Consider the following 22,056-nt stretch of genomic DNA (forward strand, 5'->3'; position numbering starts at 1 on the left):
AGGTGCGCGGGATTTGAAGCGCTGCGGCACATTTTGTGCCTGTGGCCCAACGCAAAAAGCCCCGGAGAACCTCCGGGGCTTCGCTTTGCCGCAAAGGCAGGCTTAGCGATAGCCGCGCGGGCAATCGTCGATGTAGCGGTTGCCGTGACGGTCGCGGAAGTAGCACTGGCCGGGCTGCTGGGCGACGCTGCCGATGACAGCGCCGGAGACGCCGCCGATGGCCGCGCCGACAGCCGCGCCGCGTACGTCGCCGGTGATGGCGCCGCCGATGATCGCGCCGGAAGCAGCACCGATACCGGCGCCCCTCTCCGTCGGCGTGCAGCTTGCAACGGCAAGACCGACCAGAACGAGTGCGATGACTTTCTTCATGAAGATGTTCTCCAAAGTTGAGCGACGGCCACGTTTTCCGGGTCCGCCCTGTCCCCTTCTACTCAGCCAACATACCGGGGCCGCCTGCGACGGTTAGGTCTGTCCAAGCCAGAAAATATACCCCGCTATCGGGAAGTCCATGGCATGGATGCATTTTTTTGCGCGGCGCGCGAATATCGTTTGCGGTTCGTTTGAATCGCGCTTTCGGTCCGGTCACGAGAAATTTCGCGCTTGTCTGAAAGTACCGGTTGATCGGCGCACCAAAAAGTCAAATGATATGACTGTTGAGATTGCGCCGGAGGAGGAGACCTCGCCGCGATCCCATTGCCGGAATGCAATGCACGCGAAATGAGAATGCTGGTGTCGTTTCGATCCCCGCCCGCGTCGTGAGGACGCCCGCTGCATAGATGTCGGATCGATCGGCCCGAGCGGACGCAACCGCCAGGGAGGAACGAATGGCGAAAGTGGCAATGACCGTCAACGGCAGGAAGGTGAGCAAGGAGTGCGAGGACCGCACGCTGCTTGTGCATTTCCTGCGCGACCAGCTCAGTCTCACCGGAACCCATGTCGGCTGCGATACGTCCCAGTGCGGGGCCTGCGTGGTACACATGGACGGCAAGGCCGTGAAAAGCTGTTCCATCCTCGCGGCCCAGGCCGCCGGCTCTGAAATCCTCACCATCGAGGGCCTTGCAGCCAATGGCGAGCTGCATCCCGTGCAGGCCGCCTTCAAGGCCAATCACGGCCTGCAATGCGGCTTCTGTACGCCCGGCATGGTGATGACGGCGGTCGACATGATCAGCCGCTACGGCGCCAAGCTCGACGAACAGACGGTTCGCGAGAACCTCGAAGGCAATATCTGTCGATGCACCGGCTACCACAACATCGTGAAAGCCATCCTCGCCGCCGCCGAAGAAATGGGCGCGGCGGGCCGGCAGGCTGCGGAATAGGCGTTAGGCAATAGGCAGTAGCCAATAGGGCGGCCAATTGCGCGAGGGTGAAATCCCCAACGCCTATTGGCCAGCGCCTGCTGCCTCACTTCTCTGGAGGAGATGAAGATGGGTGTCGAAGGCATCGGCGCGCGCGTCGCGCGAAAGGAAGACAAGCGGTTTCTCACCGGCAAGGGGCGCTATACGGACGACATGTCCGTGCCGGGCATGCGCTACGCAGCCTTCGTGCGCTCGCCGCATGCGCATGCGAGGATCAAGAGCCTCGACACCTCGGCGGCCGAGGACATGCCGGGCGTCATCGCCGTGCTCAACGGCAAGCAGATGCTGGACGACGGCATCGGCAACCTGATCTGCGGCTGGATGATCCATTCCAAGGACGGCACGCCCATGAAGATGGGCGCATGGCGACCATTGGCGCACGAGACGGTGCGCTATGTCGGCGATGCCGTGGCGATCGTCGTGGCCGACAGCGTGGGCGAGGCGCGCGACGCGGCCGAAGCCGTCGTCGTCGACTACGAGGTCCTGCCCGCCGTCACCGACGCCGTCAGGGCGCTGGAGGCCGGCCAGCCGCAGCTTCACCCGGAAGCCCCCGGCAACCTCATCTACGACTGGGAGATCGGCGACAGCGCCGCCACGGACGCCGCCATCGCGAGCGCCGCCCATGTCACCGAGATGAAGATCGTCAACAACCGCCTCGCGCCGAACCCGATGGAGCCGCGCGCCGCGCTCGGCATCTACGATTCGGCCGAGGACCACTACACCTGCTACACGACGAGCCAGAACCCGCATGTCGCGCGCCTCGTCATGAGCGCCTTCTACAATGTCGCGCCGGAAAACAAGCTGCGCGTCATCGCCCCCGATGTCGGCGGCGGTTTCGGCTCGAAGATCTATATCTATCCGGAGGAGATCGTCTGTCTGTGGGCCTCCAAGCGGTCCGGCGTTCCGGTGAAATGGACGAGCGACCGCACCGAGGCCTTCCTCACCGACGCCCATGGCCGAGACCATGTCTCGACGGTCAAGATGGCCTTTGACGCCAACAACCGCGTCACCGCCCTGAAGGTCGACACCATCGCCAATTTCGGCGCCTATATGTCGCTCTTCTCCTCGGCCGTGCCGACCTATCTCTATGCGACCCTGCTTTCCGGCCAGTACAATTTCCCGGCCATCCACGCCAATGTACGCGCCGTCTACACCAACACGGTCGCCGTCGACGCCTATCGCGGCGCCGGCCGGCCGGAAGCGACCTACCTCCTCGAACGCACCATGGAAACGGCGGCGCGCGAACTCGGCGTCTCGCCGGCAGAACTTCGCCGCATCAATTTCATCCGCACCTTCCCGCACCAGACGCCGGTCATCATGAACTATGACGCCGGCGACTACGAAGCCTCGCTGGAGGCGGCCATGGCGGCGGCCGACTGGAACGGCTTTGCCGCCCGCAAGGCCGAGGCCGCCGGCCGCAGCATGAAGCGCGGCATCGGCATGAGCTGCTATATCGAGGCCTGCGGCATCGCGCCGTCGGCGGCGGTCGGCTCGCTCGGTGCGGGCGTCGGCCTCTGGGAATCGGCCGAGGTGCGCGTCAACGCCGTCGGCACCATCGAGGTGCTGACCGGCTCGCACAGCCACGGCCAGGGCCACGAGACGACCTTCGCCCAGCTCGTCGCCGACCGCTTCGGCGTACCGATCGACAGCGTCTCCATCGTCCATGGCGACACGGACAAGGTGCAGATGGGCATGGGCACCTACGGCTCGCGCTCCGGCGCGGTCGGCATGTCCGCCGTCGTCAAGGCGCTCGACAAGGTGGAGGCCAAGGCCAAGAAGATCGCCGCGCACCTCATGGAAGCCGACGAGAGCGACATCGTCGTCGAGAACGGCGCGTTGAAGGTCGCCGGCACCGACAAGTCGGTTCCCTGGTTCCAGATGGCGCTTGCCGCCTATACGGCGCACAACCTGCCCTCCGGCATGGAGCCGGGCCTCAAGGAAGGCGCGTTCTACGACCCGGCCAACTTCACCTTCCCGGCCGGCTGCTACATCTGCGAGGTCGAGATCGATCCCGAAACGGGCAAGACCAAGATCGTGCAGTTCGTCGCCGCCGACGACTTCGGCAACATCATCAACCCGATGATCGTCGAGGGACAGGTGCATGGCGGCATCGCGCAGGGCATCGGCCAGGCGCTGCTGGAAGGCGTGCATTACGACCCGGAAACCGGCCAGCTCCTGACGGCGAGCTACATGGACTACACCATGCCGCGCGCCGACGACCTGCCCTCCTTCCAGGTCTCGCACCAGATCACGCCCTGCCCGAACAATCCGCTCGGCATCAAGGGGTGCGGCGAGGCGGGCGCCATCGGCTCGCCGCCGGCGCTGATGAACGCCATCACCGACGCCATTAGCAACAACAACCTCGACATGCCCGCAACGCCCCAGAAGGTCTGGGCGGCGCTGGCGGCAAGCAACTGACGGGAGGAAGCCATGTACGCAACCAACTACCATCGCGCCTCCTCCGTCGCCGACGCGGTCAAGCTGCAATCGTCCTCAGACGAGGCGAAATACGTCTCCGGCGGCATGACGCTGATCCCGACCATGAAGCAGCGCCTCGCCGCACCCTCCGACCTCGTGGACCTGCGCCACGTCGCCGAACTCAAGGGCATATCGGTAAGCGGCAACCGGGTCAGGATCGGCGCGGGCACGACGCATTACGAGGTCTCGACCTCGGCGGAGCTGAAGGCCGTCTGCCCGGCGATCTGCCACCTCGCCTCCCATATCGGCGACCCGCATGTGCGCCATATGGGCACCATCGGCGGCTCCATCGCCAACAACGACCCGGCGGCGGACTATCCCTCCGCCATGCTGGGCCTCGGCGCGACGATCGTCACCAGCCAGCGGGAAATCCCCGCCGACGCCTTCTTCACCGGCCTCTTCGAGACGGCGCTGGAGGACGGCGAGATCGTCGTCGCGGTCACTTTCGACGCACCGGCGAAGGCCGCCTATTCCAAGTTCCCCAACCCGGCCTCGCGCTACGCCATGGCCGGCGTCTTCGTGGCGAAGGGGGTGGACGGCGGCGTGCGCGTGGCGGTGACGGGCGCAGGCTCCAACGGCGTGTTCCGCCATGCCGGGCTGGAAAAGGCGCTCGCCGCCGACTGGTCGGCGAATGCCGCCTCCGCCGTCGCGGTGGATGCCTCCGACCTGCTCTCGGATATCCATGGCAGCGCGGAGTACCGGGCGAACCTCGTGAAGGTCATGGCCAAGCGCGCGGTCGCGGCAGCCTGATACCGTCGCAAAACTTGAAACTGTTCGGCCAAAAGGGCGGTTGAGGCCGCCCTTTTTTCATGCAGACTTGACATGCATCAACAGGAAATGGCCTTTGGGCGCCTAGTATACATTGGAATAGTTCAAAGGTGGCGCGATTTGCCGCAGCGCTTCGCATTGCGGCGAAGCCGGGCCGGGTGTAGCCGATTGAACGACAGCCAATGACGATGACGCCCGGATTTTTGCCGGACTGGAGACTCTGGATGGACTTCGAGACTTTCTTCAAGAACGAGCTGGACAGCCTGCATCAGGAAGGCCGCTACCGCGTCTTCGCGGATATCGAGCGCCAGAAGGGCAGCTTCCCGAAGGCGACGCGCCACACGTCGGAAGGTCCGATGGATGTCACGGTCTGGTGTTCCAACGACTATCTCGGCATGGGCCAGCATCCGAAGGTCGTCGAGGCGATGAAGCTCGCCATCGACCAGTGTGGCGCCGGTGCCGGCGGCACCCGCAACATCTCCGGCACCAACCACTACCATGTCCTGCTCGAGCGCGAGCTTGCCGACCTGCACGGCAAGGAATCGGCCCTGCTCTTCACCTCGGGCTATGTATCCAACTGGGCCGCGCTCGGCACGCTCTGTTCGAAGATCCCCGGCCTCATCTGTTTCTCCGACGCCGGCAACCACGCTTCGATGATCGAGGGCATCCGCCACTCGAAATGCGAGCGCGTGATCTTCAAGCATAACGATCTCAAGGACCTCGAAGCCAAGCTCGCCGCCGCCGACCCCAAGGCGCCGAAGCTGATCGCCTTCGAATCGGTCTATTCGATGGACGGCGACATCGCCCCCATCAAGGAAATCTGCGACCTCGCCGACAAATACGGCGCGATGACCTATCTCGACGAAGTCCACGCCGTCGGCATGTACGGCCCGCGCGGCGGCGGCATCGCCGAGCGCGAAGGCCTGATGCATCGCCTGACCGTCATCGAAGGCACGCTCGGCAAGGCCTTCGGCGTCATGGGCGGCTACATCACCGGCTCGGCCGCGCTGTGCGACTTCGTCCGCTCCTTCGCCTCCGGCTTCATCTTCACGACGGCGCTGCCGCCGACGCTCGCCGCCGGCGCGCTCGCGTCGATCCGCCACCTGAAGGAAAGCCAGGCCGAGCGCCTCGCCCATCAGGAGCGCGTGCGCAAGCTGCGCGCGGCGCTCGACCGCAACGGCATCCCGCACATGCCGAATCCGAGCCATATCGTGCCGGTCATGGTGGGCGACGCCTCCAAGTGCAAATGGATCTCGGACCTGCTGCTCGACAATTTCGGCATCTATGTCCAGCCGATCAACTATCCGACCGTGCCGAAGAAGACCGAGCGCCTGCGCATCACGCCGACGCCGCTGCACACGGATGCCGATATCGACCATCTGGTCGGCGCGCTGCATGCGCTCTGGTCGCGCTGTGCGCTGGCCCGCGCCGTGGCCTGATACGGCGAAACGAACCCGTTATCCGACAAGCCCGGCAGCCACCTGCCGGGCTTCTTCGTCTGCGGCGAAGACATCGTCCATGGAAGACGCCGGCGGCAGGTGGCTAAGCTTGTCCATGACCGCCTCCGCAACGTCAGCCATCGACAGGAAGCCGATGCGCCCGGCGACGAAGGCATGGAACGCCACCTCTTCGGCCGCATTCATCACCGCACCCTGCAGGCCGCCGCGTTCGAGCGCCATGCGGGCCAGCCGGAGCGCCGGGAATCGCACCTCGTCCGGCGCCTCGAAATCGAGCCGCGCGAGTTTCGCGAAGTCCAGCCGGTCGACATTGAGCGGCGAGCGCTCGGGATAGGTCAGCGCATAGCCGATGGCCGTGCGCATGTCCGGCGCGCCGAGCTGCGCCAGCACCGAGCCGTCGACATAGCCCACCATGGAATGAATGATCGACTGCGGATGCACCACGACCTCGATCTGGTCCGGCCGCACATCGAAGAGATGCTTCGCCTCGATCATCTCCAGCGCCTTGTTGAACATGGAGGCGCTGCCGATGGAAATCTTCAGGCCCATCGACCAGTTGGGATGGGCGCGCGCGATATCCGCCGTCACGCCCGCCATCTGCTCGCGGCTCCAGGTGCGGAAGGGGCCGCCCGAGGCCGTCAGCACGATGCGCTCGACGGCATGGCGCTGGTCGTCCTCCAGCGCCTGGAAGATCGCGCTGTGCTCGCTGTCGACCGGGATCAACCGGCCGCCGCCCTTGGCCACGGCATCGACGAAAAGGTCGCCCGCCGAAACCAGGCATTCCTTGTTGGCGAGCGCGATATCTGCACCCTTCCTCGCCGCCGCCAGCGTCGGGGCGAGGCCCGCCGTGCCGACGATCGCCGCCATCACCCAGTCCGCCTCGCCGGAGGCTGCCTCCAGCAGCGCCGCGCGCCCCGCCGCGGCCTCGATGCCGCTGCCCGAAAGCGCGTCCTTGAGTGCCCCGTAGTGGCTTTCGCTCGCGGTCACGGCCATGCGCGCGCCACACTCTTTGGCCTGCGCGGCGAGCAGGTCCACATTGCCGTTGCCGGTCAGCGCCAGCACCTCGTAGCGCTCACGTCCGCCGAGCTGGCGCACCACGTCGAGCGTGCTGGTGCCGATGGAGCCGGTGGAGCCGAGAATGGTGATGCGGCGCTTCTGCCGCGCGTCGGGAGCCATGGTGATGTCCGCGGTTTTCTTCTTGTCGGCCCTAGGCTCTACAGGCGAAAGACGCCTGCAACAAGTCGTCGAAATGCTGTAAAGCGGAGGCTGAGGGCCTCTTCTGGAACGCTTGGCTTGACCTTTTCGCCCGGACGGCCATAACGTCCCGGCAAAGCGGTCTTCCGACCCGACGCGATTGGAGAAATCTGTGCATCGACGCCTGAGAGTATGGACCCTCGCCTGCCTCGCCTTTCTGGCGGCAGCTCCGGCCTATGCCGACGAGCCGGTCCCGGGCGGTCTCGGCGGCACGTGGCTTGCCGAGGACATCGGCGGCAACGGCGTCATCGACGACCTGCAGACGACGCTGGAGATCAAGCCGGATGGCTCCTATGGCGGCAATGGCGGCTGCAACACCTATCGCGGCAAGCTGAAGGTGCAGAACGGCAACATCGCCTTCGCCCCGGCGGCGGCGACGCGCAAGATGTGCGCGCCCGCCATCATGGACCAGGAACAGAAGTTCTTCGACGCCCTCGGCACCGTCACCTCCTGGAAGCTGGAAAACGGCATCCTGCACCTGACCGGCAAGGAAGGCGCGCCGGCCATCCGCCTCGCCGCCCTCAAGAACAACACGGATGTGGTCATCCGCCTGCCCGGGCCGGAGCAGAGCGTGGCGCGCGAGACGCGCACCTACCAGTGCGACGGCGAGCAGCGCATCAGCGTCGAATATATCAATGTCGGCGCCAATTCGCTCGCCGTGCTGCGCATCGGCGAGGAGACGGTCATCGCCGCCAACGTCATCTCCGCCTCAGGCGCGAAGTTTGCCGGCGGCCGCCACGAATGGTGGACCAAGGGCGACGAAGCGACGCTCTACGACCTGACGAAGGGCGAGAACGCCCCGGGCGTCAACTGCCGCAAGACCGGCTGACAGCCGGGGCCGGACGAAAGAGGGGGAAACCGGCATGCCCACGTTCCACGTCGGCCAGAAGGTCGTCTGCATCAACGACCGCTTCAAGAACGTCTCCATCGACCAGGGCATCCGCAAGGGGCAGGTCTACACGGTCCGCTGGACCGGCCATTACCGCCACTATGTCGACGGCGATTTCTACGGCATCAAGCTGATGGAACTCTACCGCGGCAAGGACGACGGCCCGGAAGGCTACGGCGCCGACGACATGCCCTTCCGCGCCAGCCGCTTCCGCCCCCTCGTCTCCGACCGCATCCGCAGCATGCTCGGCCTCAAGGCCCCGACGCCGAAAAAGGTGGTCAACAAGCCCTCCATCGTCCCCTCCGTCCGCGCCAAGCCGCGCGTCGTCACGCCGGAGCGCGAGAAGGAAGACGTCTAGGAAGGCGGTGAGCCTAGTCCAGCAGCGCGTTCAAGGTCCTGCGCGCCATAAGGTGGAAAAGCAGCGAGACCACCATGCAGACCGCGACGATACCAGCGGTTGTCCAGTTGATCGGGCCGGGATTGTCTCGAATCCCCGACAGGGTCGGCGTGAAAGCCCCGGCCAATGCGACCGCTATGGCGATGCCGTTCAGATAATTGGCCGTCAGCTTGGCCTTCTCATTTTTCTGGTTCTTCATCACGCCGCCTCGGCAATTCCACCTTGAATTGCAATATCTACTCCCAAAAAACGAAAAAGGGAATATTCAAGGGACACTGCGCACGCCGGAACAACACGGCAATGCCTGCGGAGAAGACGGGAGCTGAGGTACATGGAACCGATAGTGGTGATCCCGCCGCGATTCGAACGCGGGACCCCCAGATTAGGAATCTGGTGCTCTATCCTGCTGAGCTACGGGACCACTGACTGCACCCATACAAAAGCCGGGGCGTGAAGCCAAGCGATTTTCGGGGTTTGCTTTTCGAGTTCCCTGAGGAACAGCCCGGCGGACGGGAACATGAGACATTCGGTTCATGGGATGGAGATGGCTTCATCCACACGAACCCAGAGGAGAATGTCTCATGCGCAAGATCATCCTTTCCGCCGTCGTCGCCACCGTCGCAGCGCTGTCCTTCGCTGCTCCCTCCAAGGCCGGCGACATTTCCATCGGTTTCGGCTTCGGCAACGGCTGGGGTCATGGACACGGCCATGGCTGGGGCCACGGCTCCCAGGTCACCTTCTACGGCGATGACGACGACTACGGCTACGACTGCTTCTGGAAGAAGAAGAAGCGCTACGACAAGTGGGGCAATGTCGTGATCAAGAAGGTCCGCATCTGCCGCTGATCCTCCCCCTTCCCCGAACCTCCCCGACTTGCCCGGCTGTGCGTATTTGCAGCCGGGCCTTTTTTGTCAGGCGGCGAGACGGCTTTCGGCAAGCTTGACCCAATAGGTCACACCATGCGGGATGATATCGTCGTTGAAGTCGTAGGCGGGATGGTGCAGGCCCGCCGTATCGCCGTTGCCGATGAAGACGAAGGCCCCGGGGCGCGCTTCCAGCATGTAGGAAAAATCCTCGCCGCCCATCATCGGCGCAAGCGACGGCTCGACCGCCGCCTCGCCGGCAATCGCCCGCGCCACCGAGACGGCGTGGCCGGTCTCCTCGGCATGGTTCACGGTGACGGGATAGTTGCGGTGATAGGCGACCGTGATCTCCGCGCCATGGGCTGCCGCCAGACCGGCGCAGATCTGCCGGATGCGCGCCTCCGCCTCCTCGCGCATGTCGGGGCTGAGCGTGCGCACCGTCCCGGCGAGCTGCGCCTGTTCGGGGATGACATTGTGGGCGAAGCCCGCATTGAACTTGGTGACGGACACGACAAGCGAGGCGATCGGGTCGGCGACGCGCGACACGATGGTCTGCAGCGCCGAGACCACCTGCGCGCCGATGACGATGGGATCGACCGTCTTGTGCGGCAGCGCCGCATGGCCGCCGCGGCCCTTGACGACGATGTTGAACTCGTCCGTCGCCGCCATGATCGGCCCGGGGCGCGTGCCGAAGGAACCGACCGGCATGCCCGGCAGATTGTGCATGCCGTAGACCTCGGCGATGCCGAAGCGCTCCATCATGCCATCCTTGACCATCTCGTTGCCGCCGCCGCCACCCTCTTCGGCCGGCTGGAAGATGACCGCGACATTGCCGCTGAAATTGCGCGTCTCGGCAAGGTATTTCGCCGCGCCGAGCAGCATGGCCGTGTGGCCGTCGTGACCGCAGGCATGCATCTTGCCCTTGACGGTGGAGGCCCAGGCCTTGCCGCTCGTCTCCTCGATGGGCAGCGCATCCATATCGGCGCGAAGGCCGATGGTGCGCCCCTCGCCCCTGCCGCGGATGAGACCGACGACGCCGGTGCGGCCGATGCCGGTCACGATTTCGTCGACGCCGAATTCACGCAGCTTCTCGGCCACGAAAGCGGCCGTCTTCTCCACCGCGAAGAGGAGTTCCGGTTCGCGGTGAATCTGCCTGCGCCATTCGGCGATTTCGTCCTGCATTTCTGCGGCGCGGTTGAGAATGGGCATGCAACACGTCCTGTCTTTCGGCCCGTAAATTTGGCCATTTCCATTCGATGGCTTTGCCATCACGGTGCCATATAGGTTAAATAGGGCGACGGTTCGAGACAACTCCCGATTTCGAGGACAGGCCCCTTGCAGACGAACGGACGAACGGCGCGCCGGAGCGCAACGCTTTTGGGCTATGCCCTCCTCGCAGCTTCCTTCCTGGCAACCACGGCGACAGCCGCCCCGCGCATGCTGGTGGACGTCAACACGCTGAAGGTCATCGAGCACGAGGACGCCTTCCAGCGCTGGTATCCGGCCTCGCTCACCAAGCTGATGACCGCCTATACCGTGTTCAGCGCCATCAAGGCGGGCGAGCTGACGCTGGATAGCCCCGTCGTGATGAGCAAGCACGCCGCCTCCGAACCGCCGAGCAAGATGTATTTCAAGCCCGGCCAGAAGATGACGCTCGACAGCGCGCTGAAGATCATCCTCGTCAAGTCGGCCAACGACGTGTCCGTCGCCATCGCCGAATCGGTCTCCGGCTCGGAAGAAGCCTTCGTCACCCGCATGAATGCCGAGGCGCGGCGCATCGGCATGAGCTCGTCCCACTTCATCAATCCGAACGGCTTGCCCGGCAAGGGTCAGTACACGACGGCGCGCGACCTTGCCGTGCTTGCCGTGACGCTCAAGCGCGAATTCCCGCAATATTCCTCCTATTTCGCGCTGGAAGGCTTCACGACCGGCAAGAAGCAGTATCCGAACTACAACATGCTGATCGGCCGCTTCGATGGTGCCGACGGCATGAAGACCGGTTTCATCTGCGCCTCCGGCTTCAACCAGGTCTCCTCCGCCACCCGCAACGGCCGCAGCGTCGTCTCGGTCGTGCTCGGCTCCGACAGTCTTGGCGCCCGCGCCGATATTTCCGCCGGCATGCTGGAAAAGGGCCTGACGACGCGCACCGGCAATGTGCCGACGCTCGGCCAGCTCCGCCCCTATGGCGAGACGCGCGACATCGTCGCCGACGTCTCGCAGGAAATCTGCTCCAAGCATGCCGCCAAGGTGCGCAGCGAAGGCCGCGACGAGGCCGGCCGGCAGAAGCTGAATTCGCCCTATATCCACGAACTCAACCGTCCACTGCGGCTCGTCTATGCCGGCCTCATGGGCGGCGATGCGGTGGCAGCGGCGGGCAACGACAAGGTCGCAGCCAACGACACGGGCGATGCCGGCGATACCGCCAATGTGCCGATCCCGATCCCGCGCCCGACATTCTGACAGGAAAAGCCATGACCCTCGCTGAGCGGCGCGTGCCGGTTTCCGTGCTGACCGGATTTCTCGGCGCGGGCAAGACGACCCTGCTCAACCGGCTCCTGAAGGATCCGACGCTGACGGACACGGCCGTCATCATCAACGAGTTCGGCGAGGTGGGCATCGACCACCTGCTGGTCGAGCAATCGGGCGACGGCATCATCGAGCTTGCCGACGGATGCCTGTGCTGTACGATCCGCGGCGAGCTGGTCGATACGCTCGCCGACCTCATGGACCGCATGCAGACCGGCAAGATCCAGCCACTGAAACGCGTGGTGATCGAGACGACCGGCCTTGCCGACCCCGCGCCGGTGCTGCAGGCCGTCATGGGCAATCCGATTCTAGCCCATTCCTTCAGTCTCGACGGCGTGATCACCGTGGTCGATGCCGTCAACGGCCTCTCGACGCTCGCCAATCATCCGGAAGCCGTCAAGCAGGTCGCCGTCGCCGACCGCGTGCTGATCAGCAAGACTTCCCTCGCCGATGCCGCTACGCTGGACGCGGTGCGGCGGGAAATCACCGCGCTCAACCCGCGCGCCACCATTTCCGACGTCGATGCGCCCGGCCTCACCGGCCCGGACCTGCTCGCCAACGGCCTTTACGATCCCGGCAGCAAGATACCGGATGTCCGCCGCTGGCTGCACGACGAGGCGCACGGCCATCATCATCATCACCACCACGATCATGATCACGACCACCATCATCAAGGCCACGGTCATCAGCACGCGCATGACGTGACACGCCACGACGCCACGATCCGCTCCTTCAGCATCGTGCACGATCGCCCGATCGACCCCATGGCGCTGGACATGTTCATCGACCTGCTGCGCTCCGCCCATGGCGAGAAGCTGCTGCGCATGAAGGGCATCGTCCTGATGGCGAACAACCCGGACCGCCCCTTGGTGCTGCATGGCGTGCAGAGCGTGTTCCATCCGCCGGAGCGGCTTGCCGCCTGGCCGGAGGCCGCCGAACGCCGCACACGGCTGGTGCTGATCACGAAGGACCTGCCGGAAGCCTTCGTGCGCGACCTCTTCGACGCCTTTACCGGCACGCCGCGCATCGACCGCCCGGACAGGGCGGCGCTCGCGGACAACCCGCTCGCCATACCGGGTTTCAAGCTGTAGAGCCTTTCCAGCCGAAGCGGGTTCGCTTCGGCGTCGGATAATGCGGTAAAACAAAATACTCTAGTCAGGCCGATTTGCGAATCAGGAAGCGATGCCCCGCCTCGACGCGCTCGCTGGCTTCGAGCACATGGCCGTCTTCATGACAGAAGTGGGGAATGTCGATGACTGCCAGCGGATCGGTGGTCTCGACCCAGAGGCTTGCGCCGGCCGGCATCGCCGAAAGGCGCTTGCGCGCCTTCATCACCGGCAGCGGACATTTCAGCCCGCGCAGGTCGTAGACTTCGGCCTCGCCCTCAGCGCCGGCCTGGGTCATTTCTGCCAGAACTTCCAGAAGGGCTTCTTCGGCGTCTGTTCGACGACGGCGACCGTCGGGTTCTCTTCGGGCAGGGGCGTCGCGCCGGCCGTTTCCGCCGGGGTCTCCACCGTTCCGGCAGCCGGGTTCCGCGCTTCCTTGCGCAGCTGCGCTCCGGCAGCTTCCTTAGCCTCTTCGACCTGCTGCGTCACGGGTTCGACAGGCGCGGCCTTGGCGGGCGCTTCCTCCTTGGCCGTCCAGAGCTTCCAGAAGGGCTTCTTTTCCGGCACCTCGACGGTCTGCATGCCGGGGTTTTCCTCCGGCACTGGCAGAGCGCCCGCGCCCCGCGCCTGCTTTTCCGCCTTCTCGGCGGCAACGTCGGCAGCGAGGTCCTCCGCTTCCTTGACCTTCGCCTGCTCGGCGTCGATCTTGGCCTGCTCCACCGCCTGCTTGGCGCGCTCCTCGGCTTCGAGCTTGCGCTTCTCGGCCTCTTCAGCCTTCTGCTTCTGCGCCTCGATCTCGCGCTCCGTCATGAGCTTGCCGGCGTCCAGCGAATTGCCCGTCGGCGCATAGGCCAGTTCCCGGCCCTTGCGCTGCTCGGCGACGATGGCCTTGCGCTGGGCTTCCGAGGGTTCCACCCAGACGGTGCCCTGATACTTGCTCATCGCCTTGGAATAGGACGCCGCATAAGTCTTGTTGTAGCTCGAAAGCGCGACGTCCAGCGACGACGGCGTGGTCATGGCGGGGCAAGCGCCGGCCGGCGAGAAGGGCTTGTCCGCCTGCTGGTTGAAGACATATTTGCCTTCGCAGACATTCACCTCCGGCGGCCGTTTGGTGATCTCGAAATGATCCCAGCCGACCTTCAGCATCTTCCAGAATTCGATATTCGGATTGTCGCGATGGCGCGCCATGTTCTCCGCGGTCATGCGGAAGGGGAACGCCTGCAACTGGACCGCCTTCTGGCCGCCGTCGAAGGCGTCGCGCGCGAAGGCGAAGATTTCCACCATCTGCTCGTCGGTCATCGAATAGCAGCCCGACGAGGAGCAGGCGCCATGGATCATCAGATTGGTGCCGCTCGCCTTGTTGGCGCGGTCGTAGCTGTTGGGGAAGCCGGTGTTGATGGCGAGATAGTAGCTCGAATTCGGGTTCATCTGGCCGCGCGAGAGCGGATAGAAGCCCTCCGGCGCCTGACGGTCGCCCTCCTTCGTCTTCGGGCCGAGCTTGCCGGACCAGGCGCAGATCTTGTAGTTGCGCACGAGCTGGAAACGATTGGAACGGTCGGCCTTCCAGACCTCGAGCCGGCCCTCCTCCTTCAGGATGCGCAGCATGATCGGCGAGGAACGGTCGATGTTCATCTTCGAAAGCTTGCTCAGCACCGCCGGCGAAAGCTGGTAGCCGGTCTTGCTCGATACCTTGGTGATATCGACATCGACCTTGTCGAACGTGTCGAGCGTCTCGTTGGTGCAGCCGGCGGCGGCCACGGCGAGAAGCGATAGGGCGGCAAGAAGTTTCAGGCGCATTCCCAGGGTCCGTCAACAATCGTCAGATCGCGCTCCGCCGCGCCGGCAGGCGGGACGGGCAGTCGTAACCGGCTTATACTTCATAAATTCTTAACCGGGAATTCTTTCGCGAGGCTGCCGGAACTCCGCCTTCGCTTCAGACACAAGGATTGTGGCCGAGATTTGGCATGGCGGCGCTTCAGCGCCGCCGCCAATTGCCGCAGATCAGAGCTGGCGGCCGATATTGAGGTAGCGCTGGCGGCGGTCCTTGCGAAGCTGATCGCCCGGCTTGGCCGAAAGGTCCTTGAGCGCGGAGGCGATGACATCGCCCGTGCGGCCGATGACGGCGGCCGGATCGCGATGCGCGCCGCCGACCGGCTCGGGAATGATGCCGTCGATGACGCCGAGGGCCTTCAGGTCCTCCGCCGTGATCTTCATGTTGCTCGCCGCTTCCTTGGCGCGGGTGGAATCGCGCCACAGGATCGAGGCCGCGCCTTCCGGCGAGATCACCGAATAGATCGCATGTTCCAGCATGTAGACGCGGTCGCCGGTGGCAATCGCGATCGCGCCGCCCGAACCGCCTTCGCCCAGAACCACCGAAACGATCGGCACGCGGACATTGAGGCACATTTCCGTAGAGCGGGCGATGGCTTCCGCCTGTCCGCGCTCTTCCGCGCCGATGCCCGGATAGGCGCCGGCCGTGTCGATCAGCGTGATGATCGGCAGGCCGAAGCGGTCTGCCATTTCCATGACGCGGATCGCCTTGCGGTAGCCTTCCGGCCGGGCGCTGCCGAAATTGTGCTTGAGGCGCGACTTGGTGTCGTTGCCCTTTTCCTGGCCGATGATGGCGACGGCTTCGCCGCGGAAGCGGCCGAGACCGGCCTGGATGGCTTCGTCCTCGGCAAACTTGCGGTCGCCGGCGAGCGGCGTGAACTCTTCGAAGAGCTGGGCGGCGTAATCGACGAAATGCGGGCGCTGCGCATGGCGCGCGACCTGCGTCTTCTGCCAGGGCGACAGCTTGGAATAGATGTCCGCCATCGCCTCGCGGGCGCGGATTTCGAGCCGGCCGACCTCGTCCGTCGTGTCGATGCTCTCATCTTCTTCGGCGAGCTTGCGAAGCTCGTGGATCTTGCCTTCGAGATCCGAGATGGGCTTTTCGAAATCGAGGTAATTGTGCATGAGATGCGTTTCCGATCGTTTGCTCAAACCGCGCTGACTGTCATCGGCCAAGAGGCCAGCCGCAAGCGGAGGGGTCCTAATCCGGTTTTTTTGCCTGTTTGGCAAGAGGGTGATGGGTTTGAACGAGCTGGTGAAGCCGTTCTTCCAGCACATGCGTATAGATTTGTGTCGTGGAAATGTCCGAATGGCCGAGCAGTTCCTGCACCGCGCGCAGGTCCGCCCCGTTCTGGAGCAGGTGGCTGGCGAAGGCATGGCGCAGCACGTGCGGCGAGAGCGTCGCGGCCCTTATGCCCGCCCGCCCGGCAAGCGCCTTGAGGTCGCGGGCAAAGACCTGACGGGGCAGGTAGCCCTCCTTGCCCTGCGACGGGAACAGGAAATCGCCCGCCGCCGGATCGTCGCCGATTTCCGCCGCCAGCGTCTCGCCATAGGTATCCAGCGCCGCAAGGGCGGCGCGCGACAGCGGCACCATGCGCTCCTTGTTACCCTTGCCCTTCACCACGAGGAAGCGCCCGGTCTGCGCCAGCACGCTCGCCGGCAACGACACCAGTTCGCTGACGCGCAGGCCCGTCGCATAGAGAAGCTCGACCAGCACATGCATGCGCCGCTTGAGAAGAAGGTTGCCGCCCGGCTCCATCGCCTCGGCCTCCGCCCGGGCGATCAGCCGGGTCACATCGTCGACGCTCAGCGTCTTCGGCAGCGAGCGCCCCTTCTTGGGGGCATCGAGAATGCCGGTCGGGTCGTCGCCGCGCAGCCCTTCGCCATAGAGGAACTTGAAGAACTGCCGGAGCGCCGAAAGCCGCCGGGCCTGCGAGGTGGCGGCAAAACCCTGTTTGGCAAGATGGCCGAGATAGGCGCGCAGGTCGTCCGGCACCGCCTCGGAAAGCCGCACACCGCGCTCATTGAGGAAGGACCGCGCATCCTCCAGATCCCGCTCGTAGGACTGCAGCGTGTTCGTCGCCGCGCCACGCTCGGCGCTCATCATTTCGAGAAAGGACTCGACCTGAAGGGCGGATGGGTCCCTCATGGCTGCGGGTTCACCCGCTCGGAGGGAATGCGGATCGTCACCTCCCGCTCCGTCGGCTCCACGAAGGTGACGAGCGCCACCATCGCGCCATAGATCGTCCCGGCGATCATGGCGCAGACGAAGATGAATCGGAACAGGCTGGGCATGGCATTCTCCGGGATGACGCCCTCTATATCGCCTCGCCAAAGGCCGAGCGCAAGGGATGGAGCGGCCAGCAGGCTTGACGCTTCCGGCGCTTTTGTCGATACGGAAAGGAGACAAACCCCGGAAAACGCAATGACCGAGCTGATCGACCAGGCCCCTCCCACGCTCGCCGAGCAGGCCCGCGCAGCGCTCGGCAAGCGCAACCTCGTGCTGATCGGCCTGATGGGCGCCGGCAAATCGGCGATCGGCCGCATGACGGCGCAGGCGCTCGGCGTTCCCTTCGTCGATTCCGACCATGAAATCGAGCGCGTCTCGCGCATGTCCATCACCGATCTTTTCGCCGCCTATGGCGAGGCCGAGTTCCGCGCGCTGGAAACCCGCGTCATCAAGCGGCTGCTGCGCTCCGGCCCGCGCGTCGTCTCCACCGGCGGCGGGGCCTATATCAACGAGAACACCCGCAGGCACATCAAGCGCGGCGGGCTGACCGTCTGGCTCAATGCCGATCTCGACGTGCTGTGGGAGCGCGTCAACAAGCGCGACACCCGCCCGCTCCTGAAGACGGAGAACCCGCGCCAGACGCTCGAAAACCTCATGAACGCCCGTTACCCGATCTATGCTGAGGCCGATCTGACCGTAATGTCGCGCGACGTGAAGAAGGAAACCATGGTGGAGGAGGTGCTCGCCGCGATCACCGCCGCCGGCCCGAGAAACCAGACGAGATGACCATGACTGCCAATGCCACCGCCCGCCGCACCGTGCGGGTCGACCTCGGCGACCGCTCCTACGATATCCTGATCGGCCCGGGCCTCATCGCCTCTGCCGGCCGCGAGATCGCAAGCCGCCTCAAGGGCCGCAAGATCGCCGTCATCACGGATGCGCATGTCGCGCCGCTCTATCTCGACGGTTTCATGGGCGCGCTTGCGGCGGAAGGCATCGACGCCGTGTCGCTCGTGCTGCCGGCCGGCGAGAAGACCAAGAGCTTCGAGCACCTCATCAGCGTCTGCGACAGCGTGCTGGCCGCCCGCATCGAGCGCAACGACGCCGTCGTGGCGCTGGGCGGCGGTGTCATCGGCGACCTCACCGGCTTTGCCGCCGGCATTGTGCGCCGCGGCTCGCGCTTCATCCAGGTGCCGACCTCGCTGCTGGCGCAGGTCGATTCCTCCGTCGGCGGCAAGACCGGCATCAACTCGCCGCATGGCAAGAACCTCATCGGCGTCTTCCATCAGCCGGACCTCGTTCTCGCCGACACCGACGTGCTCGACACGCTCTCGCCGCGCGAATTCCGCGCCGGCTATGCGGAGGTCGCCAAATACGGCCTGATCGACAAGCCGGACTTCTTCGCCTGGCTGGAGAAGAACTGGCGCGACGTCTTTGCCGGCGGGGAAGCCCGCATCGAAGCCATCGCCACGAGCTGCCAGGCGAAAGCGGACGTCGTCGCCGCCGACGAACGCGAGAACGGCCAGCGCGCCCTCCTCAATCTCGGCCACACCTTCGGCCATGCGCTGGAAGCCGCGACGCAGTATGACAGCGCCCGCCTCGTCCATGGCGAGGGCGTCTCCATCGGCATGGTGCTCGCCCACCAGTTCTCCGCCCGCCTCAACCTTTGCAGCCCCGACGACGGCAAGCGCGTCGAGGCGCATCTGCGCGAGGTCGGCCTGCCGACGACGATGGGCGAGATTCCGGGCGGCCTGCCGCCGGCCGAAAAGCTGATGGACGCCATCACGCAGGACAAGAAGGTCAAGGCCGGCAAGCTCACTTTCATCCTGACGCGCGGCATCGGCCAGTCCTTCGTCGCCGACGACGTGCCGCAATCCGAGGTCGTCGCCTTCCTCAAGGAAAAGCTGCCGAAATGACCGGCGATGCGCCCGCCGCGTTCGCGCCCCATCTCTGGCCGTGGGTCGTTCTCGCCCTCGGCCTGATCGCCGCCGCCCTCGTCTTTTTCTGGCACGCACGACAGAAGGTGACCGAGACGGAGGGCGAGCGCCGCCCCGGCCAGCCCGCCCGCGACAGCGCCAATACAAAGCCCGACCGGGACAAGGCCGGCAACGGCCTCGACCTCGAGGCGCTGGAAGTCTCCGACATCATGATCCACCGCACCGCCATGCGCGCGCTCAATGCCGGCGACCCACCGGAAGAGATCGTCAAGGCGGTGCTGGAAAGCCCCTATACGCGTATGCCGCTCTGGTCCGGCACGGTGGACAACATCGTTGGCGTCGTCCATGCGAAGGATCTGCTGCGCGCGCTCATCGAACCCGGCATGGAGCCGAAGAACCTCGACATTACCAAAGTCGCGGAAAAACCGTGGTTCGTGCCGGACACGACGACGCTGAAAGAGCAGCTTGCCGCCTTCCTGCGCCGGCAGGAACACTTCGCCACCGTCGTGGACGAGTATGGCGAGGTGCAGGGCGTCGTGACGCTTCAGGACATATTGAAAGAGATCGTCGGCGACATTTCCGACGAGAAGGCCGTCGACATGCAGGGCGTGCGGCAGGAGGCGGACGGCTCGCTCGTCGTCGATGGCAGCGTGACGATCCGCGACCTCAACCGCGCCTTCACCTGGAACCTGCCGGACGAGGAGGCGACGACCATCGCCGGCCTCGTCATCCATGAATCGAAATCGATCCCGGAAGAGCGGCAGGCCTTCACCTTCCACGGCAAGCGCTTCATCGTCATGAAGCGGGTGAAGAACCGCATCACGAGGCTGCGCATTCGCCCGGCCGAACCGGAACGGCCGAAAGCGTAGCTACCAGCGGATCGATTCGCCGGGCGCCGCCGCCTCGACGGCGAGCGCATGCAGGCCGGCGTCGAATTCCGCCTTCACCACATCGTTGATCGCCCGATGGCGCGCCACGCGGCTCATGCCGGCAAAGGCCGAAGAGACGATGCGGATGCGCATATGCGTCTCGCCCTCGCCGTCGAAACCCGGCTGGTGGCCGGCATGCAGGTGGCTCTCATTGATGACGTCGAGGCGCTCGGGCGAGAAGGCAGCTTCGAGCTTGCCGGTCATGCTGGATTTCATGGACATTGCGATACCTTCGGCGGCCGGGAATGCGGGGCCGCGACGCAGAAAAATAGTCCCACAAAGCCAGCAACAATCCGCTTTGTCAATTCTTGTTGCAGGCCCCTCGGGACCCCATAATGTGCGCCATGAAACTCGATTCCAAATACTTCGACCGCATCCGCACGAAGCGGCGCGTGGAGCGTCCCGAACGTTCCGCGCCGACCTGTCAGTGGGACGGCTGCGAGGAGAATGCCGTGCATCGCGCGCCGGTGGGCCGCAATGCCGAAGGGCAGTATTTCATGTTCTGCTTCGAGCACGTCAAGGAATACAACAAGGGCTACAATTACTTCTCCGGCCTCTCCGACGGCGAGATCGCGCGCTACCAGAAGGAGGCGATCACCGGCCATCGCCCGACCTGGACCATCGGCGTCAACAAGGCCGCCAAGAACGGTCCCGCGCAGGGCACCGCACGCTCCGGCACGGCCGGGGCGAACCAGCGCATCCGCGACCCCTTCGGCTTCTTCAACGAGGGCAAGGGCCGCCGCCCCCAGATGGAGCCCCGTGCGCGAAAGCTGAAGACGCTGGAGGCCAAGGCCTTCGATACGCTCGGCCTTTCGGCCAATGCGACGACCGAGGACATCAAGTCCGCCTATAAAACGCTTGTCAAAAAGCATCACCCGGATGCAAATGGCGGAGATAGAGGCTCGGAAGAGCGTTTTCGCGCGGTCATCCAAGCATATCAATTGTTAAAGCAGGCCGGCTTCTGCTAGAGCAGTGCCGGCAACAAGACATTTGGGTGGAGGCGACCCCGCCGCCCGCGGAGACGTGATGAGCAAGATGGATCTCGATATTTCCAACCTCCCGGACACCACTGTTTCCGTACGGGAGGTTTTCGGCATTGATACGGACCTTCGGGTCCCGGCCTATTCCAAGGCGGACGCCTACGTTCCGGACCTCGACCCGGACTACCTGTTCGACCGCGAAACGACCCTCGCCATCCTCGCGGGCTTCGCCCATAACCGCCGCGTCATGGTCTCCGGTTATCACGGCACCGGCAAGTCGACCCATATCGAGCAGGTCGCCGCCCGCCTCAACTGGCCGTGCGTGCGCGTCAACCTCGACAGCCATGTCAGCCGTATCGACCTCGTCGGCAAGGACGCCATCGTCGTCAAGGACGGCCTGCAGGTCACCGAATTCAAGGACGGCATCCTGCCCTGGGCCTACCAGCACAATGTCGCGCTCGTCTTCGACGAATACGACGCCGGCCGCCCGGACGTGATGTTCGTCATCCAGCGCGTTCTGGAATCCTCCGGCCGCCTGACCCTGCTCGACCAGAGCCGCGTCATCCGCCCGCATCCCGCCTTCCGCCTGTTCGCGACGGCCAACACCGTCGGCCTCGGCGATACGACCGGCCTCTACCACGGCACGCAGCAGATCAACCAGGCGCAGATGGACCGCTGGTCGATCGTCACCACGCTGAACTACCTGCCGCACGACAACGAGGTGAGCATCGTCGCCGCCAAGGTGAAGCGCCTCGCCGCCGGCAAGGACGGCCGCGAGACGATCTCGCGCATGGTGCGCGTTGCCGATCTCACCCGCGCCGCCTTCATAAACGGCGACCTGTCGACCGTGATGAGCCCGCGCACGGTCATCACCTGGGCGGAGAACGCGGAAATCTTCGGCGATATCGCCTTCGCCTTCCGCGTGACCTTCCTCAACAAGTGCGACGAACTGGAACGCACGCTGGTGGCCGAGCTTTACCAGCGCGCCTTCGGCATCGAGCTGAAGGAAAGCGCCGCCAACATCGTCCTGGAAGCGACTGCCTGACGGCAAGGTGAA

Annotated in this window: 23 protein-coding genes, 1 tRNA gene and 1 pseudogene; 14 read left to right on the top strand and 11 right to left on the bottom strand. The window is 64.9% G+C overall.

From position 1 onward, the window contains the following. Nucleotides 1-102 precede the first annotated feature (102 nt). On the bottom strand, nt 103-369 hold the full coding sequence (locus K8M09_RS15205; protein ID WP_160787378.1) for a YMGG-like glycine zipper-containing protein: 267 nt from the start codon (nt 367-369) through the stop codon (nt 103-105). A gap of 455 nt (nt 370-824) precedes the next feature. On the opposite strand from K8M09_RS15205, the gene K8M09_RS15210 reads away from it, so the two are divergent. The 4 genes from K8M09_RS15210 to hemA all read left to right on the top strand — a co-directional run bounded on the left by K8M09_RS15210 (nt 825) and on the right by hemA (nt 6,040). Then, on the top strand, nt 825-1,316 hold the full coding sequence (locus K8M09_RS15210) for a (2Fe-2S)-binding protein (RefSeq protein WP_160787379.1): 492 nt from the start codon (nt 825-827) through the stop codon (nt 1,314-1,316). A gap of 108 nt (nt 1,317-1,424) precedes the next feature. Beyond that, a complete protein-coding gene (locus K8M09_RS15215) occupies nt 1,425-3,773 on the top strand; it encodes a xanthine dehydrogenase family protein molybdopterin-binding subunit (RefSeq protein ID WP_160787380.1) in 2,349 nt (782 codons plus the stop codon). A gap of 12 nt (nt 3,774-3,785) precedes the next feature. Next, nucleotides 3,786-4,583 carry an FAD binding domain-containing protein gene (locus K8M09_RS15220; protein WP_160787381.1) on the top strand — a complete coding sequence of 266 codons (798 nt, stop codon included), beginning with the start codon at nt 3,786-3,788 and terminating at the stop codon, nt 4,581-4,583. Between the two features lie 242 nt (nt 4,584-4,825). After that, a complete protein-coding gene (gene hemA, locus K8M09_RS15225) occupies nt 4,826-6,040 on the top strand; it encodes a 5-aminolevulinate synthase (RefSeq protein ID WP_160787382.1) in 1,215 nt (404 codons plus the stop codon). Nucleotides 6,041-6,058: 18 nt separating this feature from the next. Here hemA and dxr read toward each other — a convergent pair whose 3' ends face one another. Beyond that, nucleotides 6,059-7,234, bottom strand: a complete 1,176-nt coding sequence (gene dxr, locus K8M09_RS15230) for a 1-deoxy-D-xylulose-5-phosphate reductoisomerase (protein WP_160787383.1) — start codon at nt 7,232-7,234, stop codon at nt 6,059-6,061. Between the two features lie 190 nt (nt 7,235-7,424). On the opposite strand from dxr, the gene K8M09_RS15235 reads away from it, so the two are divergent. Both K8M09_RS15235 and K8M09_RS15240 read left to right on the top strand, forming a co-directional pair. After that, the gene (locus tag K8M09_RS15235) at nt 7,425-8,141 is read left to right on the top strand and encodes an META domain-containing protein (RefSeq protein WP_160787384.1); all 717 of its coding nucleotides are present in this window, start codon (nt 7,425-7,427) and stop codon (nt 8,139-8,141) included. 34 nt (nt 8,142-8,175) lie between these two features. Then, nucleotides 8,176-8,559 carry a CAP-Gly domain protein gene (locus K8M09_RS15240; RefSeq protein ID WP_160787385.1) on the top strand — a complete coding sequence of 128 codons (384 nt, stop codon included), beginning with the start codon at nt 8,176-8,178 and terminating at the stop codon, nt 8,557-8,559. Nucleotides 8,560-8,572: 13 nt separating this feature from the next. Here K8M09_RS15240 and K8M09_RS15245 read toward each other — a convergent pair whose 3' ends face one another. Both K8M09_RS15245 and K8M09_RS15250 read right to left on the bottom strand, forming a co-directional pair. Further along, nucleotides 8,573-8,797, bottom strand: a complete 225-nt coding sequence (locus K8M09_RS15245; protein WP_160787386.1) for an amino acid transporter — start codon at nt 8,795-8,797, stop codon at nt 8,573-8,575. Nucleotides 8,798-8,942: 145 nt separating this feature from the next. Beyond that, nucleotides 8,943-9,019, bottom strand: a tRNA-Arg gene (locus K8M09_RS15250). Between the two features lie 160 nt (nt 9,020-9,179). Between K8M09_RS15250 and K8M09_RS15255 the strand changes: the two genes are divergently transcribed. Beyond that, on the top strand, nt 9,180-9,443 hold the full coding sequence (locus K8M09_RS15255; RefSeq protein ID WP_160787387.1) for a hypothetical protein: 264 nt from the start codon (nt 9,180-9,182) through the stop codon (nt 9,441-9,443). Nucleotides 9,444-9,509: 66 nt separating this feature from the next. Here the strand turns inward: K8M09_RS15255 and K8M09_RS15260 are convergent, their stop codons facing one another. Then, entirely contained in the window at nt 9,510-10,670 is a 1,161-nt protein-coding gene (locus K8M09_RS15260; protein ID WP_160787388.1) for a M20 aminoacylase family protein, read from the bottom strand. Between the two features lie 228 nt (nt 10,671-10,898). Here K8M09_RS15260 and K8M09_RS15265 point away from each other — a divergent pair, with 228 nt between their 5' ends. Together K8M09_RS15265 and K8M09_RS15270 are read left to right on the top strand one after the other, a co-directional pair. Further along, nucleotides 10,899-11,921, top strand: a complete 1,023-nt coding sequence (locus tag K8M09_RS15265; RefSeq protein ID WP_160787428.1) for a D-alanyl-D-alanine carboxypeptidase family protein — start codon at nt 10,899-10,901, stop codon at nt 11,919-11,921. A gap of 11 nt (nt 11,922-11,932) precedes the next feature. Beyond that, nucleotides 11,933-13,078, top strand: a complete 1,146-nt coding sequence (locus tag K8M09_RS15270) for a CobW family GTP-binding protein (protein ID WP_160787389.1) — start codon at nt 11,933-11,935, stop codon at nt 13,076-13,078. Between the two features lie 64 nt (nt 13,079-13,142). On the opposite strand, the gene K8M09_RS15275 is transcribed toward K8M09_RS15270, so the two are convergent. The 5 genes from K8M09_RS15275 to K8M09_RS15295 all read right to left on the bottom strand — a co-directional run bounded on the left by K8M09_RS15275 (nt 13,143) and on the right by K8M09_RS15295 (nt 17,218). After that, nucleotides 13,143-13,391, bottom strand: coding sequence for a sulfurtransferase TusA family protein (locus K8M09_RS15275; RefSeq protein WP_160787390.1), 249 nt, complete (start codon nt 13,389-13,391; stop codon nt 13,143-13,145). Further along, the gene (locus tag K8M09_RS15280; protein WP_160787391.1) at nt 13,388-14,890 is read right to left on the bottom strand and encodes a L,D-transpeptidase family protein; all 1,503 of its coding nucleotides are present in this window, start codon (nt 14,888-14,890) and stop codon (nt 13,388-13,390) included. Before K8M09_RS15280 ends, K8M09_RS15275 begins: the two co-directional genes overlap by 4 nt. A 204-nt stretch (nt 14,891-15,094) precedes the next feature. Further along, nucleotides 15,095-16,048 carry an acetyl-CoA carboxylase carboxyltransferase subunit alpha gene (locus K8M09_RS15285; protein WP_160787392.1) on the bottom strand — a complete coding sequence of 318 codons (954 nt, stop codon included), beginning with the start codon at nt 16,046-16,048 and terminating at the stop codon, nt 15,095-15,097. A gap of 76 nt (nt 16,049-16,124) precedes the next feature. Further along, nucleotides 16,125-17,072 carry a site-specific tyrosine recombinase XerD gene (gene xerD / locus K8M09_RS15290; RefSeq protein WP_160787393.1) on the bottom strand — a complete coding sequence of 316 codons (948 nt, stop codon included), beginning with the start codon at nt 17,070-17,072 and terminating at the stop codon, nt 16,125-16,127. Continuing rightward, nucleotides 17,069-17,218 (bottom strand): hypothetical protein, encoded by a 150-nt coding sequence (locus K8M09_RS15295; RefSeq protein ID WP_170299562.1) that lies wholly within the window; start codon nt 17,216-17,218, stop codon nt 17,069-17,071. The genes xerD and K8M09_RS15295 overlap by 4 nt, the downstream gene beginning before the upstream one ends. A 130-nt stretch (nt 17,219-17,348) precedes the next feature. Here K8M09_RS15295 and K8M09_RS15300 point away from each other — a divergent pair, with 130 nt between their 5' ends. The 3 genes and pseudogenes from K8M09_RS15300 to K8M09_RS15310 form a co-directional block, all read left to right on the top strand. Beyond that, entirely contained in the window at nt 17,349-17,939 is a 591-nt protein-coding gene (locus K8M09_RS15300) for a shikimate kinase (protein WP_160787394.1), read from the top strand. Nucleotides 17,940-17,941: 2 nt separating this feature from the next. Next, nucleotides 17,942-19,069 (top strand): 3-dehydroquinate synthase, encoded by a 1,128-nt coding sequence (gene aroB, locus K8M09_RS15305; RefSeq protein WP_160787395.1) that lies wholly within the window; start codon nt 17,942-17,944, stop codon nt 19,067-19,069. Between the two features lie 167 nt (nt 19,070-19,236). After that, nucleotides 19,237-19,959: pseudogene (locus K8M09_RS15310) on the top strand (transporter associated domain-containing protein); the annotation flags it as partial. On the opposite strand, the gene K8M09_RS15315 reads toward K8M09_RS15310, so the two are convergent. Next, nucleotides 19,960-20,241 (bottom strand): BolA family protein, encoded by a 282-nt coding sequence (locus K8M09_RS15315; protein ID WP_160787397.1) that lies wholly within the window; start codon nt 20,239-20,241, stop codon nt 19,960-19,962. Between the two features lie 113 nt (nt 20,242-20,354). Between K8M09_RS15315 and K8M09_RS15320 the strand changes: the two genes are divergently transcribed. After that, the gene (locus tag K8M09_RS15320) at nt 20,355-20,987 is read left to right on the top strand and encodes a J domain-containing protein (RefSeq protein ID WP_160787398.1); all 633 of its coding nucleotides are present in this window, start codon (nt 20,355-20,357) and stop codon (nt 20,985-20,987) included. 58 nt (nt 20,988-21,045) lie between these two features. Next, a complete protein-coding gene (gene cobS / locus K8M09_RS15325; protein WP_160787399.1) occupies nt 21,046-22,044 on the top strand; it encodes a cobaltochelatase subunit CobS in 999 nt (332 codons plus the stop codon). Nucleotides 22,045-22,056 lie beyond the last annotated feature (12 nt).

The organism is Shinella zoogloeoides, assembly GCF_020883495.1.
Lineage (GTDB): Bacteria > Pseudomonadota > Alphaproteobacteria > Rhizobiales > Rhizobiaceae > Shinella > Shinella zoogloeoides.

What these genes read in the sequence shown, in the direction of transcription:
- K8M09_RS15280 (WP_160787391.1), bottom strand. Translation starts at nt 14,890, where the DNA reads ATGCGCCTGAAACTTCTTGCCGCCCTATCGCTTCTCGCCGTGGCCGCC.
- K8M09_RS15215 (WP_160787380.1), top strand. Translation starts at nt 1,425, where the DNA reads ATGGGTGTCGAAGGCATCGGCGCGCGCGTCGCGCGAAAGGAAGACAAG.
- K8M09_RS15295 (WP_170299562.1), bottom strand. Translation starts at nt 17,218, where the DNA reads ATGCCCAGCCTGTTCCGATTCATCTTCGTCTGCGCCATGATCGCCGGG.
- K8M09_RS15245 (WP_160787386.1), bottom strand. Translation starts at nt 8,797, where the DNA reads ATGAAGAACCAGAAAAATGAGAAGGCCAAGCTGACGGCCAATTATCTG.
- K8M09_RS15315 (WP_160787397.1), bottom strand. Translation starts at nt 20,241, where the DNA reads ATGTCCATGAAATCCAGCATGACCGGCAAGCTCGAAGCTGCCTTCTCG.
- K8M09_RS15300 (WP_160787394.1), top strand. Translation starts at nt 17,349, where the DNA reads ATGACCGAGCTGATCGACCAGGCCCCTCCCACGCTCGCCGAGCAGGCC.
- K8M09_RS15210 (WP_160787379.1), top strand. Translation starts at nt 825, where the DNA reads ATGGCGAAAGTGGCAATGACCGTCAACGGCAGGAAGGTGAGCAAGGAG.
- K8M09_RS15270 (WP_160787389.1), top strand. Translation starts at nt 11,933, where the DNA reads ATGACCCTCGCTGAGCGGCGCGTGCCGGTTTCCGTGCTGACCGGATTT.
- xerD (WP_160787393.1), bottom strand. Translation starts at nt 17,072, where the DNA reads ATGAGGGACCCATCCGCCCTTCAGGTCGAGTCCTTTCTCGAAATGATG.
- K8M09_RS15220 (WP_160787381.1), top strand. Translation starts at nt 3,786, where the DNA reads ATGTACGCAACCAACTACCATCGCGCCTCCTCCGTCGCCGACGCGGTC.
- K8M09_RS15255 (WP_160787387.1), top strand. Translation starts at nt 9,180, where the DNA reads ATGCGCAAGATCATCCTTTCCGCCGTCGTCGCCACCGTCGCAGCGCTG.
- K8M09_RS15275 (WP_160787390.1), bottom strand. Translation starts at nt 13,391, where the DNA reads ATGACCCAGGCCGGCGCTGAGGGCGAGGCCGAAGTCTACGACCTGCGC.
- dxr (WP_160787383.1), bottom strand. Translation starts at nt 7,234, where the DNA reads ATGGCTCCCGACGCGCGGCAGAAGCGCCGCATCACCATTCTCGGCTCC.
- K8M09_RS15265 (WP_160787428.1), top strand. Translation starts at nt 10,899, where the DNA reads ATGCTGGTGGACGTCAACACGCTGAAGGTCATCGAGCACGAGGACGCC.
- K8M09_RS15285 (WP_160787392.1), bottom strand. Translation starts at nt 16,048, where the DNA reads ATGCACAATTACCTCGATTTCGAAAAGCCCATCTCGGATCTCGAAGGC.
- K8M09_RS15240 (WP_160787385.1), top strand. Translation starts at nt 8,176, where the DNA reads ATGCCCACGTTCCACGTCGGCCAGAAGGTCGTCTGCATCAACGACCGC.
- K8M09_RS15260 (WP_160787388.1), bottom strand. Translation starts at nt 10,670, where the DNA reads ATGCCCATTCTCAACCGCGCCGCAGAAATGCAGGACGAAATCGCCGAA.
- K8M09_RS15205 (WP_160787378.1), bottom strand. Translation starts at nt 369, where the DNA reads ATGAAGAAAGTCATCGCACTCGTTCTGGTCGGTCTTGCCGTTGCAAGC.
- cobS (WP_160787399.1), top strand. Translation starts at nt 21,046, where the DNA reads ATGAGCAAGATGGATCTCGATATTTCCAACCTCCCGGACACCACTGTT.
- K8M09_RS15320 (WP_160787398.1), top strand. Translation starts at nt 20,355, where the DNA reads ATGTGCGCCATGAAACTCGATTCCAAATACTTCGACCGCATCCGCACG.
- hemA (WP_160787382.1), top strand. Translation starts at nt 4,826, where the DNA reads ATGGACTTCGAGACTTTCTTCAAGAACGAGCTGGACAGCCTGCATCAG.
- aroB (WP_160787395.1), top strand. Translation starts at nt 17,942, where the DNA reads ATGACTGCCAATGCCACCGCCCGCCGCACCGTGCGGGTCGACCTCGGC.